Origin of the sequence: Thermomonas fusca (genome assembly GCF_005862345.1) — a bacterium.
GTDB classification, from domain to species: domain Bacteria; phylum Pseudomonadota; class Gammaproteobacteria; order Xanthomonadales; family Xanthomonadaceae; genus Thermomonas; species Thermomonas fusca.
In genome coordinates this window covers 107,464-123,977 of sequence record NZ_SROY01000006.1, presented here as the reverse complement: position 1 = coordinate 123,977, position 16,514 = coordinate 107,464, and the positions used below count along the sequence as shown (strand labels likewise).

The window sequence follows — 16,514 nt, the reverse complement described above, 5'->3', positions numbered from 1 at the left end:
TCCTTGCGATCATTGCCGGTTGTCCCAGTAGCCCGCAGGTGGCTGCTTACAGCATTCAATGACGATGCCGCCGAAGCGCGCCTCATCGGCATGGCAGGCTATGCCGTCGATCCAACAGTCGTGGCTGTCGTATGGCGCGCCGGTGTCGGTGTAATAGGCCTCGTATCCACCAGACATGTCGACATTGGAGAACCCGAGCTGCCTGCCGTCGGAGGATGTCGCGCGCGCTGCGCAGGTGTTGCAGATATACCGCGGGTAGCGCGGAGCGGCAGGCAGCGGCGTATGGCAGATCGGACAGGTGTGGTTCACGCGTTGGCCTAGTCGAGGAGTGCTTCGGCGTCGGGGAGGAGGAGCTTGCCGGAGATCAAGCGGGGGAGAAGGGTGTCGCGGAGTGCGGCAAGCGCGACTGCTCTGGCGTTGTTCTTCGCAATGCCTTCAAGCAGCGGCGTTGCTATCTGTGCGAAGGCTTCCATAACGCAGCCAGAAGGAAGAGTGCACGGCGCATCGGCTACCACTCCGGGGCGAACAGCCGGATAGGCAGCGCCATCGGCGAGATTGGCAAGTCGTTCTATGGCTTCGTCACTGGTTGACGCCAGATAAACGAAGCTGGACAGGCCTGGCGTGTTCGGGCTGAGTACAGCAAACCCGGTGCTTCCCGTGAGGTTTTCCTCCGGCTCATGGATGTAGGCGTAGGCCCGATTGCCGGGGCGCACGGTGCCGACGATGGTGTCGCCTTCCCGCAGATGGTTATGTGCGCGGCTCGGCGCGGCATCGAAGTCAAACTCGGTGCACGTTTCGATCCGATTTCGGGTTACTCCACTAAGGTCGACGTATCTGACCGTGCTTGGGTGCTTCTTGGATGTCCACTTCGAGGCATTGAGAGTCGTGATGTCGCCCACCGTTCCCGCAGCCCAACCGCCAGGAATCGGGCCGAGTTCGGAGTCCTCGAAGTCGCTTGGAAACAGTGCTGCGGTGGCGGCGTCCATGCCTTCGGGCTCGCGGCCTTCGACCTTTGCGCGCACGGGATCAAAGTCTACGAACCAGGACTTGAACAGGGCTTGCGCGATGGCTTCGAGGGTGGCGTTGGTCTGGCGCAGGTTGTCGATTCGATCGTCGAGAGATCCAAGGAACCCCCCTACGTCTCGCTGCACATCAATTGAAAGAACAGGGACCAAGACCTTTCGAAGTTCCGCTTGGCGGATCCCGAGAACGGTTGTTCCGGATGCGCGGCCTTCAAGATCAGCACGGACTGCTTGGGTTTGAAGTGCGTAGTACAGAAAACGGCCATCGATCACATTCGCACGCGGGCGAAGGGCAAATAGTCGCTGCCCTAAACACCAGTCCGCATCTTTGGACAAGTAGGCGAGTTCACCGAGTGGCGCTTCTGAAGTCACGATGACATCACCCGCTAGAAGCGGTAAGCGCATCCACTTTTTGTAGATCGATTCGTCAACGAAACGGGCTTCGTCCGCCTCAAGATCAAGGCGACCATTCTTGACCAACTTTGCTGAGATAACGCGGTGTCCTGAGGCGGAGAAGTCGCCGCCAAGTTTCAGCGGAGTAACGCCACGCCGATCTAGGATATCGACTACGACGTCTTCAATAGCCTGCCAGTCGCCATCAGACCCCATAACCCAACGCTCCCAACCTCTCCCGGATCACCGCATCCAGTTCCGCTCCCTTCGCCATCTGCTCGGCCAGCTCCGCGGTCAGTCGATCCATCTTTTCCCCGAAGGCCTCGTCGTCGTCTTCCTGCATCAGTGCGCCGACGTAGCGCCCGGGCGTGAGTACGAAGCCGTGTTTTTCGATCTCCTCCAGTGAGGCCCCGTAGCAGAAGCCCGGCTCGTCGGTGTACTCCTCGCCGTCGCTGAACTGAGTGCCGCGCCAGCGGTGATAAGCCTGCGCGATCCGCTGCAGATCTTCGTCGGTGAACTCGATCTGGGTGCGGCTGATGCGCCCGCTCGCGGCCTTGCGGGCGTCGATGAACAGCACCTGCCCACGGCGGTCGATGCTTCCGTTATCGCCCGCCCCCTTGTCCTTGCTCAGGAACCACAGGCACGCCGGGATCTGGGTGTTGGAGAACAGCTGGCCCGGCAGCGCGACCATGCACTCCACCACGTCGTCCTGCACCATGCTGCGGCGGATATCGCCTTCGCCGCTCTGCTGCGAGCTCATGCTGCCGTTGGCCAGCACGATGCCGGCGCGGCCGCGTGAGGACAGGCGCGCCAGCATGTGCTGCAGCCAGGCGAAGTTGGCGTTGCCCTTCGGCGGGATGCCGTGCACCCAGCGCGGGTCGTCGGCAAGCTTGTCGCCGCCCCAGTCGGAGATATTGAACGGCGGGTTGGCCAGCACATAGTCGGCACGCAGGGTCTTGTGCTGATCGTTGTGGAAGGTGTCGCCGTAGGTGGCACCCAGGTCGCCGTGCAGGCCGTGCACGGCCAGGTTCATCAGGGCCAAGCGCCTTGTGGCGGCCATCAGCTCCTGGCCGTAGATGGCCAAATCGCCCTTTTTCTTAAGCGTGGCGGCGTGGGCGTCCTTGAACCGGGCTGACTGCACGAACATACCGCCCGAGCCGCAGGCCGGGTCGTAGATGGTGCCCTTGAACGGGGCCAGGATCTCCACCAACAGGTTGACCACGCTCTTGGGCGTGTAGAACTCGCCGGCGCGGGCGCCTTCCTTGAGAGCAAACTGGCCGAGAAAGTATTCGTATACCTCGCCAAACACGTCGCGGCTGCCGTGGCGTCCGGGGTCGAAGCTGAGCTTGGCCAGCAGCTGCATCAACTCGCCGAGCTTCCCGGGCTCGAGCTCCAGGCGAGAGAACTCGCGGTACAGCACGCCCTTGAGGCTGGGGTTCTCGGCTTCGATCTCGCCCAGTGCCTTGTCCAGGCGCTGCGCCAAGTCCGGCGCGGCAGCCTGGGCCAGCAGCGCACTGAAGTGCGCATTGGGCGGCACCCAGAAGACGTTGTCGGCGTCGTAGAAGGTCTTGTCCTGGGTGAACTGGGTGGCGATCTCCCCACGGCTGTCCTCGTCCGGGATGTAGTACTCGGCCTTAGGGTCGGCCAGGCGCTTCACGATCACCTGCGCCTGGGCATCGAACATGTCCGACACGTACTTCAGGAACACCAGCCCCAGTACCGGATACTTGTAGGTCGCCGCAGCGACCGAGCCACGCAGCTTGTCGGCCGCCCCCCAAAGGGTGCTTTTGAATTCGTCGTTAGTCATTTGGTCCCCTGCTGATCACGGCGATCCTCCCAGATCGCGTTCTCAGGTACTGAGTCCGGGCCGTTCAGGCGAGCCCGGGATCTTCCTCGACATAGGTCAGCAGCTCGCCCGGCTGGCAGGCGAAGTACTTGCAGAGCTTGTCGACGATGTCCGTGCCGATGTTCGCGCCCGGCTGATTGGCCATCTTGGACAACGTGGCACGGTGAATGCCCGTCGCATCGGCCACTTCCGTCAGCGATACGACGCGCCGCTCCTTGAACGCTTTGTCCGCGATCAGCTCGGTCAGGCGGAATCGAATCATGAACGGCTCTTAAATATTGTCGCACATAAGCGACATTTGTCGTTGACATACGTCTCCTGTCGTCTATGATCGTCAACAAGCGTCGCCTATACGCGACAGCTGTTGACGCCAATCGACAGGAGCGACCAGATGGAAACTTACATCACCACCGACGAACTCGCCACCCGCATCCACTACGACGCGCGGACCATTCGCACCCGCCTCAAGGACGCGGTGCTGCTGGAGGGCGTGCACTACATCCGGCCGTTTGGCGGCCGGAAGCTCCTCTTCATCTGGGAGGCCATCCAGCGGGACATTGGCAAGGTGTCTTGTGGGCGGGCACCGACGATGGACGCCATCCCCATGGCAAGCGGTCGGGTGGCGCATGGCTAAGGTCCGCGTTCGCCCCGAGACGGGGACCCTCTACCTCGACTTCTTCTTTCGAGGCGTGCGCTGCAGGGAGCAGACCGCGCTTCAGGACACCGCGGAAAATCGTCGCAAGGTCCAGTCGTTGCTGAACCGCATTTCCAAGGAAATTCGGCAGGGAAGCTTTGACTACGCGGCAACGTTTCCTGAGAGTCCTCGAGGCAAGCGGTTTGCGCCTGGCAAGGAGGTCAGGCCTGAGCCGCAGGTGCGGCGTGCGCCGACGGATGAGGCCAATGTGTCGATTCCGGACTTCAGAACCTTCTCTATTACCTGGCGTGCGGAAATGGCACCGCAATGGCGGCGCCAGCATCGTGAAAGCGTGGACGCCACGTTCGACGCGCATCTGTTGGCGGAGTTCGGGAGCCGGCGGATCGATTCGATCACCAAGGCAGATGTACTGAGCTTCCGCGCCAGGTTGGCTGATCTTCCTGGTCGTTCCAGTCCGAAGCTGTCGCCGACGACCGTGAACCGCACGATGGGTCTCCTGCGCCAGTGCATGACGGAAGCCAGCGAACGCTTCGGGATGCCGGACATCTTCAAGGGGGTGAAACGGCTGAAGGGGAGGCGCTCCGACGTCAAGCCGTTCTCGCTCGCGGAGGTGGAGATGGTCCGCAACACCATCCGTCCTGACTATCGGAACTACGTTACCTGTCGGTTCTTCACGGGTATGCGTACCGGCGAAATCAACGGACTGAAGTGGAAGTACGTCGACTTCGAGCAAGGACTGATCCGGATCCGGGAGGTGTTCTCGGCAGGCGAATCCGAAGAGAACGCCAAGACCGAAAGCTCGATCCGGGACATCCCGATGCTGCCGATGGTCAGGGAGGCGTTGGAGCGGCAGTGGGAGAAGCGGGATCCGGATGTGGAATACGTGTTCTGCAGTCGGGAAGGCAATCCGATCGATGCGCACAACTTCGCAAACCGGATCTGGTATCCGCTGCTGCGCTTCCTGGGATTGGAGAAGCGTCGTCCCTACCAGACGCGGCACACCACGGCGACGTTGATGCTGGCTTCGGGCGAGAGTCCGGAGTGGATCGCCCGACTCATGGGGCACAGCAATACGCAGATGTTGTTCACGGTGTACTCGCGCTTCGTCCCCAACCTCGCGCGTCAGGATGGGCTGGCGATCGCCGGGCTGCTCAGTGCCCACGGACAGAAGCCGCCTGCTGAGCTCCAGTCGATTACGCCCGAACAGCTGTCGGCTATGTCCGCTGAACAGCTCCGCAGTGCCCTGAATCAGTTGCTCGCCTCGAAGGCTGCCTAATCCAAGGAGTACGAAATGGAAGTCGAGATTCCCTATGTCCGCACGATCCTGATCAACGCCATTGTCGAGCAGGTTCACACCTTCGACTCGGGGGCAAGCCACCTTAGGATCCTGCAGGAAACCGGTCAGATGGATGCGTGGTCCTGGCTGCCGTCGATGGCCCAGGATACCGAGCGGGTACTGAAGGCCGAGGTTTGCGCAATGCCGCTGGAAACCTCGGAGGGCGAAACGCATGTGGTGACCCGCATCCAGCCGAGGCCGGAGCTGGATGTGTTCAACCTGATTCCGGACCAGTTCGGCAAGCGCGACGACATCGTGTTCCGCTGCCGTGATGTGGTGGATGCCTGTGAATCCGAGCCGTTGAGGCGCTTTCTCAGCAACGTGTTTTCCATGCCGGCTGTGTACCGAAACTTCTGGCAGTGCCAGGCGTCGAAGGCGCATCACCATGCGTATACCGGTGGTTTGGCGGTGCACTCCATCGAGATGGCAGAGAACGTCCGGGACACGCCGCGATTGACTGGCATGGAACGAGACGTGGGGATCGCTCACGCTCTCACCCATGACGTGGGCAAGCTGTGGTGCTACGCGGAGGGGGGTGCCCACCTGTATGCCTTGGGCCATGAGCTGGTGGGGCTCGCGCAGCTGCATGGCGCGCTGGAGCGTCTGGGATGTGACTGGCCTGACGGGGCGGTTGCGATGCGATCACTGTTGTCCGGCCAGTGGAAGCGCCTGGGAGGCAAGCCGCTGATGGCGGTTGGAAGCCTGGTTCGGGCGTACGACCAGGCCAGTGCTGAGAACGACCTGCGCTTGCATGGACGCCATCCGCATCGGCCGTGGTCGCCGTCTAAGCCCAATGGCGACAACGTGTTGACCTTTCGCAGATAGCGCCACGTCGCACGCAGTCAGACCGCGCTAACCGGTCAATTCATTGGTCAACCCGGCCATTACAAGAAGAATCTTCTTATGATCCAGACCCAGATAGCGGGCGACGGTCGAGACGCCCGATCCCGCATCATTGCTGCGGCAACAGAGCTCTACGCTCGCAGTGGCAAGTTTCCGAGCGTCGCAGCGGTCCGTCATGCCGCCCAGGTGGATATGAACGCGGCAAGCGCCGTGATGCGAGAGTGGCGACGGGAGCGCCAACAGCCTCCCGCGGTCGCCGTCGTGCCGCTGCCAGAGCCCGTGCTGCAAATGTCCAACGCAGCGTTGACCTCTGTCTGGAACAGTGCAGTCGAGATCGCTGGCGAGGCCCTGCGAAACGCACAGGTTGCCTGGGCAGATGAGCGCTCCCAAGCTGAGCAGCATCTGCAACAAGTCATCGATGCCTACGATGGTCAGACGGCCGACATGGCCGAAGTCCGCAGGGCGCTTCGAGAGGCGGAAGAAAGGTTGGGTGCGGTCTCTACGCAGACGCAGCAGTTGATGGCTCGCCTGGCGCACAGCGAACTGCAACAAGCACAGCACTTGGCGGATCGGGACAAAGCGCTCATGGAGGCAGCTCGAGCCAGAGAGGAGTGCGCCCACATGAGCGGGCAGCTTGAAACACTCGTTCGACAGAACACAGAACTGCTGTCCCACCTCAATTCCCTTGTGATCCCACCCGTCACGATGGATTCGTGAATGTGCGGCTCAAAGTGCGGTGGACGGTGGGCGGTTCACCCCAGCTGCCGAAGTTTCAAGTGTGTTCAATCGCATGGATTCGGTCGCAGCTGGCGAGACACCTTCCGGCGATCCTTGCTCCCGAGCCTTAAGAAGGTGTGCCGATGCGATACGGATTGATCTCCCTGTTCCCACTGCAGATCGCCCGGTTGTTCGGGTTGGTCAGGGTCATCGAGCCCGTCCAGGTGTTCGATGGCAGGGCGTCCTCGTGGGTACTTGTGGTCCGGGGGCGGGGATTCACCAAGGTGCTGCGGGATGAGCCCCTGCCTGCGTCCAACCTCATCCGTCCGGATGGCTGGAACACCCCGCGACCACTGCGGTTCCCATCTGAGCAGGTGGCAGTGGCCTATGCGCGGAGCATGGGCCTGTCGCCACAACGGACCAATCTGGCGATCAAGGAGTAGTGCAATGCAGGCAGACACTCGAGCGCAGGGTGGGGTGGGCTCAGGGGCACCGGAGGGAGTATCCGGGCAAAATCCCGAGCAGGGCCATCGTCCAGTTGAGTACCACATCGCCTATTGCGCGTATGGCGCTACTGGCGAAGGGGAGACCCTCTTTGTGGCCGTCAGCGGAACGCAGGAGCACGCGATGAGTGCCTTCAAAAGCAACGTGCCTGAGTATTGGAAGGACCATATGACGCTGGACGTCATCGGAGATGAATCCAGTGCGGCCACGCGGAGCATCACCTGCTGGATCCCGCAAGCAGCGCTGGATCTCATTGCAGGTTGCCCGCCGGGAACCAACTTTTACTTCGCGATCATGCACTGCAACCTGTCGTAGGGCTGAGCGGTGACCCTGCCTTGCAGGAAGGCCAAGGTATCCAAGGAGTCGGGAGTGTTGCTGTGAGCGCAGTGCGATGCGATGGAGGGGTCAATGACGCATCAGGATCAAACATCGGAAGGCGTGTTCAAGGATGAGGGCGCCGATGCCCTGTCGCCGGCGCGCTTTGCACGCGCACTTGGGATCTCCGAGCCGGAGCTGGCGGAGGCGCTTCGCGTAGATCTCGACACCCTGCAGCAACGCCCAGATGATCAATCGATCCAGCAGCGGTTTCGGCCGTTCGTCAACGTGTTCGAAGCCCTGTTGGGGCTGCAGTCAGACGCCGGACTGGCAGCTGTCCACATGACGGCTACGCGGATCGACGTGCTCGATCATCGGACCCTGTTCGAAACGGTGCGGGATGGCGATGCCGGGAAAGCGCTGCGTTACCTGCAGACGATATCGTCGGGACAGAACGGGTGAGAGGCTCTGGATGGCCAGAGGCCTCATCGGCGTGATCGTCTGGCAGTGAAGAAATGGGGTATTGCGATGAAAGGCCGCTTGCATGGCATCCAAGTCGGCGAAGTTCTCCAAATCCTTGGCCGCTGCCTAGATGCGTTTCCTGTCTCGGAGCAAGCAAGTGCCGAGTTGGCTTCGTTGGCTCATACGGGATACCGCACCGCGGTGGACGCGATCAATATGTGAAGTGACGCCTAGTTCTGACCGTATGGGGGTCGCAAGTTTGCGGCGTTTTACAGGACTTGGCGGCTGTTTCTGTAAGTTACAGAGATGCGGCAAGACGTGGATCGGGTGCCTTGTGAATTCCAGATGTGGACGTTTGTAACCGATTGATTTGTAAGGGGGCGTCCGGAATTACAGGCGTTTACAGCAAATTCTGTAAGTTACAGGGTGGTGTCAAAAACCGTGCCTTCGTGCCTCCCGCGAGACATCCGTCGCGGAGGAACGGCATGGCGGCGGGGCACTGGCCCGTATGGCGAACGAGGCGAGGAGCGGGGGCAGGTGGATGACGATCGAGCGAGAGATGGCGGGCCCCGGGTTACGTACGTTTTTCCGCATCTGCGAGAAGTGGCGGGTACCGCCCGAGCAGCAGGTCTTGATCCTCGGTTGCAGAGACCGAACCACCCTCGACGCTTGGCAACGTGGAGACTATGCCGAAGTGTCCGGAGATGTCCTCGTCCGAATCAGCTACGTCCTCGGCATCTACAAGGCACTCCACACCATCTTCCCCGATGAGCGCAACGCTGATGGCTGGGTGACGGCGTCCAACAACGCGCCGCTGTTTGCTGGACGTTCGGCGATCGAACTGATGGTGGAAGGTGGCGTTGCAGGCTTGGTCAGCGTGCGGAGCTACCTGGATGCGCAGCTGAATTCATAGATTTGGCGGCTGCTTCCGACCCAAAGCGGACGATGTGTCGTGGCCCTCTGCAATTCTGTCGGGACGCCCATCGAAGGGCTGGTTTTATTGGCACTGGCCCCTGTTCTCGAGCCAGCAGCCAACGAAACCGCCCGAAGGCGGTTTCGGCTGTCTCCGCCTGCCGGGTTGCCTAGCCGGGCAGCTTTGCCGCAAGCACCTCTACTTTCTCGATGGTCGGCGGCTCGGAGAATAATTCCCCGGCCTTTGCCATCAAGGCCGCCGCAACCTTGCCGGAGAGATGGGCTTCCCGGCCCGCGTCATCAGGAAAGGCGTCGAAAATGCCGAAAGTCGTGGGTCCAAGGCGGATCCACTGCTCGGCCTTGTCGAGATAGCCGATGTTGTGGTCGGCGCGAAGAGCACAGCAGGGCGAGTACGGAAAGTTTCGTCATGGTCATGCCTCGGGTTGGAGTGAACCTGACGGCGGGCATTCGGCTTCGGGTTCGGGGTGGTGTGCGGGGTGAAACGAATTGCCGCTCACGAATGCCGGGCCTGCCGGAATGCCGGCGCCTTCTGGCCATCCCAATCGAGGTCGACGGCCACCTGGGCCTGCGCGCGGTGGCGTTCGAGCGCGTCGATGTCGAGATCGGCGATCGCCCACGTTTGCCCGCCGCGGGTCGTCGCGAGGATGCCGTCATCGGGAAAGCCGTGGTCCATCGGCGCGTAGATCGTGGCCTCGCCGGTATTCGTATCCAGAGCCGGACTCCAGTCGGCGGTCCCGGTGGTTACCGCCTGCGCTACGAACATCCGGTTCTCCAGTGCGCGCGCCATGCAGCCGACGCGCACCCGGGTCGCGCCCGCCTGCGCGTCCGTGCAGCTCGGCACCAACAGCAGACGGGCGCCGGCTTCGCGTTGGGCGCGCACGGGCAAGGGGAATTCGCTGTCGTAGCAGACGGCGATGCCGGCGCGCACGCCCGCCAAGTCGAAGACTTTGAGTTCGTCGCCGCCCTCGATGAGGCCAGCGTCCCGCTCGAATCCGGTCAACTGCAGCTTGTCCTGATAGCCGCGCTTGCCGTCCGGGGCGAACCACCACGCGCGGTTGCGATAGCGTCCCGGGGCGACTTCGGTCAGGAACGTGCCGGCCTGGATGACCAGGCGCAGCTCGCGCGACAGGTCGGCGTACAGCGCCAGCCACTCGGATTGCAGCGTTTGCAGCGCGGCCAGCGAAGCGTTCAAGTCGCGGCTGATTTCGGGCGCGAACGTTGACGCCAGTTCGAGCGACAGGTATTCGGGCAGCACGGCCAGTTCGACGCCGGCACCGCATGCTTCTCTCAGAATCTGGCGCTGGCGTGCGGCAAAAGCCTCGAAGTCGGCGGGGTTGCCAACCGCGTACTTGGCGACGGCGATCTTCATTGCCCGGCCTCCAGCGGACGCAGCCACATCGTCAGCGTCTGCTCGGATTCTTGCGCTTCGCCGAGTTGTTTCCACGGCAGGCTTACCTGCATGTCCGGCTGCCGCGTGTACCCACGGCGGGTCCAGAACACGTCGTTGCCGCGATAATCGGCCGGCCGCCGTGGATCATCGCTTGCCCGATTCACCGATGCGAACGAGGTCCAGCGGATGCCACCCAGCGAACGGGCATGCGCCTCACGCTCATCGAAGAAGCGATGCCCAAGGCCCTGTCCGCGGAACGCCGGGAGCAGGACGGATTCACCGCAGTAGAACACCTCCTCCACCGGGATGCCTCGGTCGAGGAACGGCGCCTGGAAGGCCGGTTCGGCTTCGCCTAGCGGCAATCCGGTGGATGCCCCCACCACCGTGTCGCCGGCGAGCACGAACACCAGCACGCTGCCTGCCGAGCGGGAATAGGTGGCGAGGTAATGCTTCTCGTACTCGGCGTCGCCCTCGTAGAGGTAGGGAAAAGCGCGGAAGACCTCGGCGCGCAGGCGTGCCACGTCGTCGAACCACTCGACCATGTCGGCACCGCGGCGGACCAGCACGCGAATGTCACCCGCCATGTCAGCGCTTCCCGCCAACCTGGGCGATCCAGTCGTCCAGGTTGTAGTAGTTGGTGACGCGCGCGATTTTGCCGTCACGGACGTCGAAGAAGGCGCCGCCCGGCAGCACGTAGCGCTGGCCTTCGGCTTCCGGCAGCCCCTCGTCGGTCACCTTGTATTCGCCGTGCACCACGTACTCAGCGCCCGCGCGCAGGCCGTCGGCGCTGACCATCACCACGATGTCGCGCAATTGTTCTCCGTAGCAGCGATCCATGCGTTGCAGGAAGGCGCGGAACGCATTGCGGCCGGTTTCGCGCGCCCCTTGGTTCAGGTCGTGGGCGACGTCATCGGTCAGCATCGACAACATGGCCTCGCGGTCGCCGCGATTGAAGGCGTCGTAGTAGGCGGCAATCAGATTCGAAGTGTTCATTCGGATTCCGTGTGCGTGTGGGAGGATCCGGGGCATCCCGGAATGAGGACAAGTTTGGGAACCCGCTCAGGCTATGTATATGGAATTGTTGCGATTTCATAATTCCTCAATATGGAATAAAGTCGAACATCGCAACCGGCCGAGCAGACGCACTGTGAACAAGGAATTCGAGCTGCTACGTATCTTCCGAGTGACGGCAGAGAGCAGCAGTTTTCGTGATGCGGCTGTACGGCTGGGGACATCGCCCCAAGGCGTCACACGCGCTATCAAGCGCCTGGAGGAGTATTACGGCGAGGTATTGTTCCATCGAACCACACGGCAGGTGCGCATCACGGCTTTTGGCGAGGGCTTGCTGGAACAGGTGCGTCCTGCCCTGGAGCGCTTCGAAGACCTGTGGCGGATACCTGGTGCGGATCAGCAGGCTTCCCTGTCGGGCACGGTTCGGATCACCGCGCCACACAGCCTCGGCACCAGGGCAGTTCTACCCGCATTGGAGCGCGTTGCCGCGCGCCATCCCGGCATCACGCTGGACGTGCGCCTATCCGATCGCGTCAGCAACCCCGTTGACGAAGGAATCGACGTCGGGATCAGGGTCGGATTCATGCGCGACAGCCGCTTCGTTGCGCGAAAGGCGGCCGACATGCGGCTTCCGATCGTTGCGGCTCCGCGCCTGATCAAGAAAGTGGGCGTACCTGAAGGGATCGAATCGCTAGCAAGGTTGCCGGTTACAGCTGCCGTGGATATCAATACCGGCCGCCCTTGGCCTTGGCACTTCAAGGCGGGACACCAGTGGACGCCCACTTCGCCGGCCTTCATCGCAGATAACGCCGATATGGAAATGGGGGCGGCGTTGGCCGGCATTGCCTTCGCTCAACTGGCCGACTACATGGCGGCTCCCTACATCGCCAGCGGAAAGCTCGTGCAGGTACTGGAGCAGGAGGGACCTCCTGCATGGGGGTTGTACGTCTACCGGCCTCAGCGCGGGCCCGTATCAGGCAGGGTTCGGGTGGTGTTTGATGAGTTGCGCGCCGCGGTTGGATCGCTACCTGTTTTGCGCTAACACACAATCAAAGCGCCCAAGGAATGAGTTGGTGCGGAGACAACAGACAGAATGTCCGCTTCTGGCCGAAAGCGACCAGTTGAGGATAGGTCAATCATCGCCGCATATCTGAGTATTCACGACATTCCGAACCGCGGACTACTGGCTCGCGGACGACAATCTCAGTATCGGTCTCCCCTCGGGTTCGTCGGTGCAGATAGCGGTTAAGGTCTCGGAAAATTCCTACGCGCTCACGCGCTAGTCCCCTATCGCCAAGCGCAAGCCCTTTAGCTCATGATGGGCCCGTGGTCACGCTATCGCACCCTGAAGTCAATCAGATCGGGCAACGCATTCTGTCAGCACGGAGTGCGCCGTGAAGGGGGCTACGGGAGTAACAGCCCGCACGAAGTGCACCACAGTCAGCGCCGCCCTATGGGGCGGCGTTGTCTTGTAGGAGCATTGTCGCTACTACAAGATGGCCGAGGCCAATTTGGAGAGCCGTAACGACGGCGCTTCGGATCACCTTGATGTCATGAATTCATGACGCCAGATTGCCGTCGAAGAGGCGGGCAGGCGGGAAATCGACTGCATCCTTCAAACACTACATTAGTCTTTGCGTTGACTCGCTCAACGACAACTCCCTTCCCACAGGTGGGGCAGGGCTTCGCCGGCACACCTTGCGCTCTCAAAATCTCCACGCCGTAGTCGTTCTGCAGCTCAACGATAAACTCGGACGGTTGCTCAGATGCCGTATACAGCACCACTGTACGTTTGGCGCGCGTCAGCGCCACATAGAACAACCTTCGCTCCTCACCGAATGGAAATGCCTCAGGTTCTGGCATTGCCATTTGTAGAATCGGGTCGTCCTCCACTTCGCTTGGAAATCCGTGGCGGCCCCGCGTGACATTCAGGACAAACACTACGTCGGCCTCAAGTCCTTTTGCCTTGTGGACTGTGAGGAACTCAAGAGCTATGCGTGCGCCTAGGCGTTGCCGCCATGCCGTGAACTGAGCCGGTCGATCCTTATTGTAGCGTCCAAGGATTAAGACTTTCAGGCGCTGGCCGGGAGCGGCATCTGGCAACTGGTCGTGTATGGTTTCTAGCTGTTGCCCGATCTTGCCTGGGATGTCTTTCACATCAGGAAGAGCGAACACCTTGATGGAAGAGCGAAGGCGAGGGTTGGACGTCCGTACTTCCTTGGGGATCTGCATCGGGTTCTTCGATACAAACCGAGAACTGACTTCGCACAGATCCCCGGGGCACCGAAAAGTCTGGCTTAGATAGCGAATGTTGGCGTTGGGGTAGCGTCGCTGGAAATGGCTCATGATGGCAATATCCGCGCCTGCAAAGCGGTAGATCCCTTGCCAGTCATCGCCCACCGCTGTCAACTGGGCGCCCGTTGTGTCGATCACTGCCTGGACCAAGCGCATCCGGGCCCGAGAGCTATCTTGGAACTCGTCGGCCAAGATCATCTTGGCCTTGCTTTTGTATTGTCCGGCCTCAATGAGATCCGCCGATCGGTTCAACATGTCGTCGAAATCGACAAACCCTCCGGCCTGCAGTCTCCGCTCCCATCGATCAGAGACCCTCTCGTACAGGCTGAGGAAAAGATCCATTCGGGGCACGAAAACATCCTGCATTTTCGCAATCCGCTCTCGTGCAGCAGTTATGGTCTGTCGTGAGCCTTTCATGTGCTGTTGGAAGGTTCGCAACAGCTTAGCAATGGATTGTGGTGAGTCCGGATTGCGGCCTGGAATTTCACGGTTGGGATCGAGCGTGAGCAGGAGTCCCTTCTCTTCCAGCTTGGCCTTCAAGGTGGCCAAGGCTCTGCCGGTTCGCAGGTCATGCGAAGTCGTTTCGAACAACTCGGTATTGTGATCTCGATGTGTGGCGCGCTTCCACGCCACCGCCTCTGCGTAGCCTTTGAAACTGGCCGGCGGTTCACCCTTGGCGTCGAGTGCCAGATGCTCGTGGTACAAGCCGATGTCGGGGTAGTAGAAGTCCGGCCGATACTGCCGCTTATTCGGCGTTCGTGTGTCGATTTCGTAGGGCCGTTCGTACTCGTAGTTCACTCCATGCAGGAATAGCCAATCTGCGATCAGCCGCTCCCCCTTGCTCTTCACGATTTCGTTGCGCATGGTTCTAAAGCCACGCTTTCGGCGACTATCGGGGTCGTAATCTTCCGGCTCCTCTTCCGTATCCCAGCGCCCCAAGCCTCTGGCAAAGACAAGGCGGAACAAATTGTAGTCGCCAGAAAAATCTGAGCTCTCAGCGCACAGCTCGTCTACGAGCTTGCCGATAAAAGAAACGTCTTGACCGTGATCCAACCACCCCGCCGGGGTTGGCATTGCGCCTGTACCTTCGCCGATCACCTCTAATCCAAAAGCATGAAAGGTCTTGGCAACAATACGATCCGCGCCAGGGAGATGGGCGAGTCGCTTTGCGATGCGCTGTCTCAGCTCTTCCGCCGCTGCGGTATTGAATGCAAGCAGCAGTATTTCTTCCGGTGCGCACAGTCTCTGCTCAAGTGCATATCCCGCCTTGGCCACGATGGTCGAGGACTTGCCCGAACCAGCAGCTGCCACCACCAGCAGCTCATCGTCCATGCAGATGACGGCACGGGATTGTTCCTCCGTCAGAGGGTTTGACTCCACTCGATCAAAGAATGGTCGGCACGCAACCAGCTGAGCCTCTTCGTGAGACTTGTTATGCGCAGCAACCTGACGTTCTACCCATCGTTGTGGACTGGGCTGGAACTCTTCGTTGACCGCGCTCTCCCACTCCTTCCCGGGCATTTCGGGTGGGGACCATTCGCTTGTACAAAGCTTCGCTGCTGCTCTGTACCCGATCCAGCCCTGGCGACTCAGATGTTGTCGAATTCCCTTAGCCCATTGCTCCAGCTGTCGATCGAAAATTTTCTGGTTGTGCCCCTCGACCTTCTCTCGCAGGTAAGCGTCAGGAGCAATACGCAGAGCAGGAAAATCACTAATCTTCGTGTTTCTGACCTGAAGAAAGTGAGGGTGCCCAAACAGGGCATTCCAGTCATTCAGCCCAACAACCCGTGGGCTTGGGATCGTTTCGTAAAGCAGCCGCAAGACAGGGGTGTCAACGTAGCCATCATGCTGTAAGCGCTGGTCAACGGAATGTTTCCATGCGTCCAGAAGTGATTTGCCCCTTTGGGCATGCGAAATCAGACAGCTAGCTATGCACTGGGCCAGGAAATCCCTGAGCTCATCGCCTTGGCTCGGATTAAGCCCACAAAGCGGTCTATCAACCTTCTCGCCGAACAAGACAAATTTGCATTCCCCGTTCGCGGGCACGCTACTCATGCGGCGGTAAGCGAATGCCCGAATGTGGATCAGCGGAGCATTGATCGTCGCTTGGCCTCGAATGGAAAGCGAGAAGCTGTCGCTGTCGGACGCAAAGCTCCATCCCGTACCTTTGAACAGAAACTTCCTCAGCTTGGACGGCTTCCACGTCGGCACAAATTTCCCCTCTGACGCGCCTGTTACTTGGCGCGAGTCCAATCAGACAGCTTCTTTGCCGCGGTTGACATGGTGCTGGCTTCTTGAACCACGTTCAACGCCAAAGTCAAACGTGGCTGTTCAAGGCAAGTGCTCAACAGGATTAGTCTTCATCCACTGAAGCCATGCTTCGCGCGAAGGATCATGTCTCGCACCGAGTCTGACCTGCCGGCGAGCACCAAGTCTGCAGGTGAAGGGTCGTCGCCCTTGGCGCGACAAAGCCATTGCGCCGCAACATCTTCACCAGACCAACGCGAGAGAATTTCGTCGGCGAGAGACTGATCAGCCCTTTTCAGCGCGGCCCATGCGATCGCGCAAGCCTCAAGATGCGCTTGCCGTGCTTGGTTCACTAAGCCGATTGCCTGACGGAGCTCTTCCATCGTCAGCACTCCTGCTTGCAGTTGATGCCATTGTGTGATGTCGGCCGATCAGGGTGCCGAAGACACCCTGGTCGCTACTTTGCGTGGATCGCCGCCCGCACTTTAACCGTGGCATGTCGCTAAGTGAACAAGCTGGCGAACTGGGCTGTAGACCTTCGATGT

At 60.7% G+C, this 16,514-nt stretch carries 18 protein-coding genes; 9 read left to right on the top strand and 9 right to left on the bottom strand.

Features of this window, described 5'->3' with window-relative positions; all coding sequences use genetic code 11:
- Nucleotides 1-9: 9 nt before the first annotated feature.
- The 4 genes from E5S66_RS12265 to E5S66_RS12250 all read right to left on the bottom strand — a co-directional run bounded on the left by E5S66_RS12265 (nt 10) and on the right by E5S66_RS12250 (nt 3,523).
- Entirely contained in the window at nt 10-309 is a 300-nt protein-coding gene (locus E5S66_RS12265; RefSeq protein ID WP_138349655.1) for a hypothetical protein, read from the bottom strand.
- Nucleotides 310-317: 8 nt separating this feature from the next.
- The gene (locus E5S66_RS12260; protein ID WP_138349653.1) at nt 318-1,631 is read right to left on the bottom strand and encodes a restriction endonuclease subunit S; all 1,314 of its coding nucleotides are present in this window, start codon (nt 1,629-1,631) and stop codon (nt 318-320) included.
- Nucleotides 1,621-3,222, bottom strand: coding sequence for a type I restriction-modification system subunit M (locus E5S66_RS12255; RefSeq protein ID WP_138349652.1), 1,602 nt, complete (start codon nt 3,220-3,222; stop codon nt 1,621-1,623). The genes E5S66_RS12260 and E5S66_RS12255 overlap by 11 nt, the downstream gene beginning before the upstream one ends.
- 64 nt (nt 3,223-3,286) lie before the next feature.
- Entirely contained in the window at nt 3,287-3,523 is a 237-nt protein-coding gene (locus E5S66_RS12250) for a helix-turn-helix domain-containing protein (protein ID WP_138349650.1), read from the bottom strand.
- 129 nt (nt 3,524-3,652) lie between these two features.
- Between E5S66_RS12250 and E5S66_RS12245 the strand changes: the two genes are divergently transcribed.
- From E5S66_RS12245 to E5S66_RS12210, 8 genes are all read left to right on the top strand, one after another.
- Nucleotides 3,653-3,895 carry a hypothetical protein gene (locus E5S66_RS12245; RefSeq protein WP_138349648.1) on the top strand — a complete coding sequence of 81 codons (243 nt, stop codon included), beginning with the start codon at nt 3,653-3,655 and terminating at the stop codon, nt 3,893-3,895.
- The gene (locus tag E5S66_RS12240) at nt 3,888-5,192 is read left to right on the top strand and encodes a site-specific integrase (protein ID WP_138349646.1); all 1,305 of its coding nucleotides are present in this window, start codon (nt 3,888-3,890) and stop codon (nt 5,190-5,192) included. The genes E5S66_RS12245 and E5S66_RS12240 overlap by 8 nt, the downstream gene beginning before the upstream one ends.
- Nucleotides 5,193-5,207: 15 nt before the next feature.
- Entirely contained in the window at nt 5,208-6,077 is an 870-nt protein-coding gene (locus E5S66_RS12235) for a hypothetical protein (RefSeq protein WP_138349644.1), read from the top strand.
- Nucleotides 6,078-6,155: 78 nt separating this feature from the next.
- Complete coding sequence (locus tag E5S66_RS12230; RefSeq protein ID WP_138349642.1) at nt 6,156-6,812, top strand: DNA-binding protein; 657 nt, start codon at nt 6,156-6,158, stop codon at nt 6,810-6,812.
- A 143-nt stretch (nt 6,813-6,955) separates the two neighbouring features.
- A complete protein-coding gene (locus E5S66_RS12225) occupies nt 6,956-7,255 on the top strand; it encodes a hypothetical protein (protein ID WP_212745356.1) in 300 nt (99 codons plus the stop codon).
- 4 nt (nt 7,256-7,259) lie between these two features.
- Nucleotides 7,260-7,631 carry a hypothetical protein gene (locus E5S66_RS12220; protein ID WP_138349638.1) on the top strand — a complete coding sequence of 124 codons (372 nt, stop codon included), beginning with the start codon at nt 7,260-7,262 and terminating at the stop codon, nt 7,629-7,631.
- Nucleotides 7,632-7,724: 93 nt separating this feature from the next.
- The gene (locus tag E5S66_RS12215) at nt 7,725-8,093 is read left to right on the top strand and encodes a hypothetical protein (RefSeq protein WP_138349636.1); all 369 of its coding nucleotides are present in this window, start codon (nt 7,725-7,727) and stop codon (nt 8,091-8,093) included.
- Between the two features lie 541 nt (nt 8,094-8,634).
- Entirely contained in the window at nt 8,635-9,006 is a 372-nt protein-coding gene (locus tag E5S66_RS12210; RefSeq protein WP_212745355.1) for an MbcA/ParS/Xre antitoxin family protein, read from the top strand.
- Between the two features lie 513 nt (nt 9,007-9,519).
- Here the strand turns inward: E5S66_RS12210 and E5S66_RS12200 are convergent.
- Genes E5S66_RS12200 through E5S66_RS12190 form a run of 3 tightly spaced genes read right to left on the bottom strand, consistent with a single transcriptional unit; the run spans nt 9,520 to nt 11,409 of the window.
- Nucleotides 9,520-10,395: a carbon-nitrogen hydrolase family protein gene (locus E5S66_RS12200; RefSeq protein ID WP_138349632.1), complete on the bottom strand. Its 876-nt coding sequence runs from the start codon at nt 10,393-10,395 to the stop codon at nt 9,520-9,522.
- Entirely contained in the window at nt 10,392-10,958 is a 567-nt protein-coding gene (locus E5S66_RS12195; RefSeq protein WP_425472229.1) for a GNAT family N-acetyltransferase, read from the bottom strand. The genes E5S66_RS12200 and E5S66_RS12195 overlap by 4 nt, the downstream gene beginning before the upstream one ends.
- 43 nt (nt 10,959-11,001) lie before the next feature.
- Nucleotides 11,002-11,409 (bottom strand): ketosteroid isomerase-related protein, encoded by a 408-nt coding sequence (locus tag E5S66_RS12190; protein WP_138349619.1) that lies wholly within the window; start codon nt 11,407-11,409, stop codon nt 11,002-11,004.
- 154 nt (nt 11,410-11,563) lie between these two features.
- Here E5S66_RS12190 and E5S66_RS12185 point away from each other — a divergent pair, with 154 nt between their 5' ends.
- Nucleotides 11,564-12,469 carry a LysR family transcriptional regulator gene (locus E5S66_RS12185; protein WP_130518443.1) on the top strand — a complete coding sequence of 302 codons (906 nt, stop codon included), beginning with the start codon at nt 11,564-11,566 and terminating at the stop codon, nt 12,467-12,469.
- Between the two features lie 509 nt (nt 12,470-12,978).
- On the opposite strand, the gene E5S66_RS12180 is transcribed toward E5S66_RS12185, so the two are convergent.
- Together E5S66_RS12180 and E5S66_RS12175 are read right to left on the bottom strand one after the other, a co-directional pair.
- Nucleotides 12,979-15,243, bottom strand: coding sequence for a UvrD-helicase domain-containing protein (locus E5S66_RS12180; protein WP_425472234.1), 2,265 nt, complete (start codon nt 15,241-15,243; stop codon nt 12,979-12,981).
- Nucleotides 15,244-16,082: 839 nt separating this feature from the next.
- Nucleotides 16,083-16,352 carry a hypothetical protein gene (locus E5S66_RS12175; RefSeq protein WP_138349615.1) on the bottom strand — a complete coding sequence of 90 codons (270 nt, stop codon included), beginning with the start codon at nt 16,350-16,352 and terminating at the stop codon, nt 16,083-16,085.
- Between the last annotated feature and the right edge of the window lie 162 nt (nt 16,353-16,514).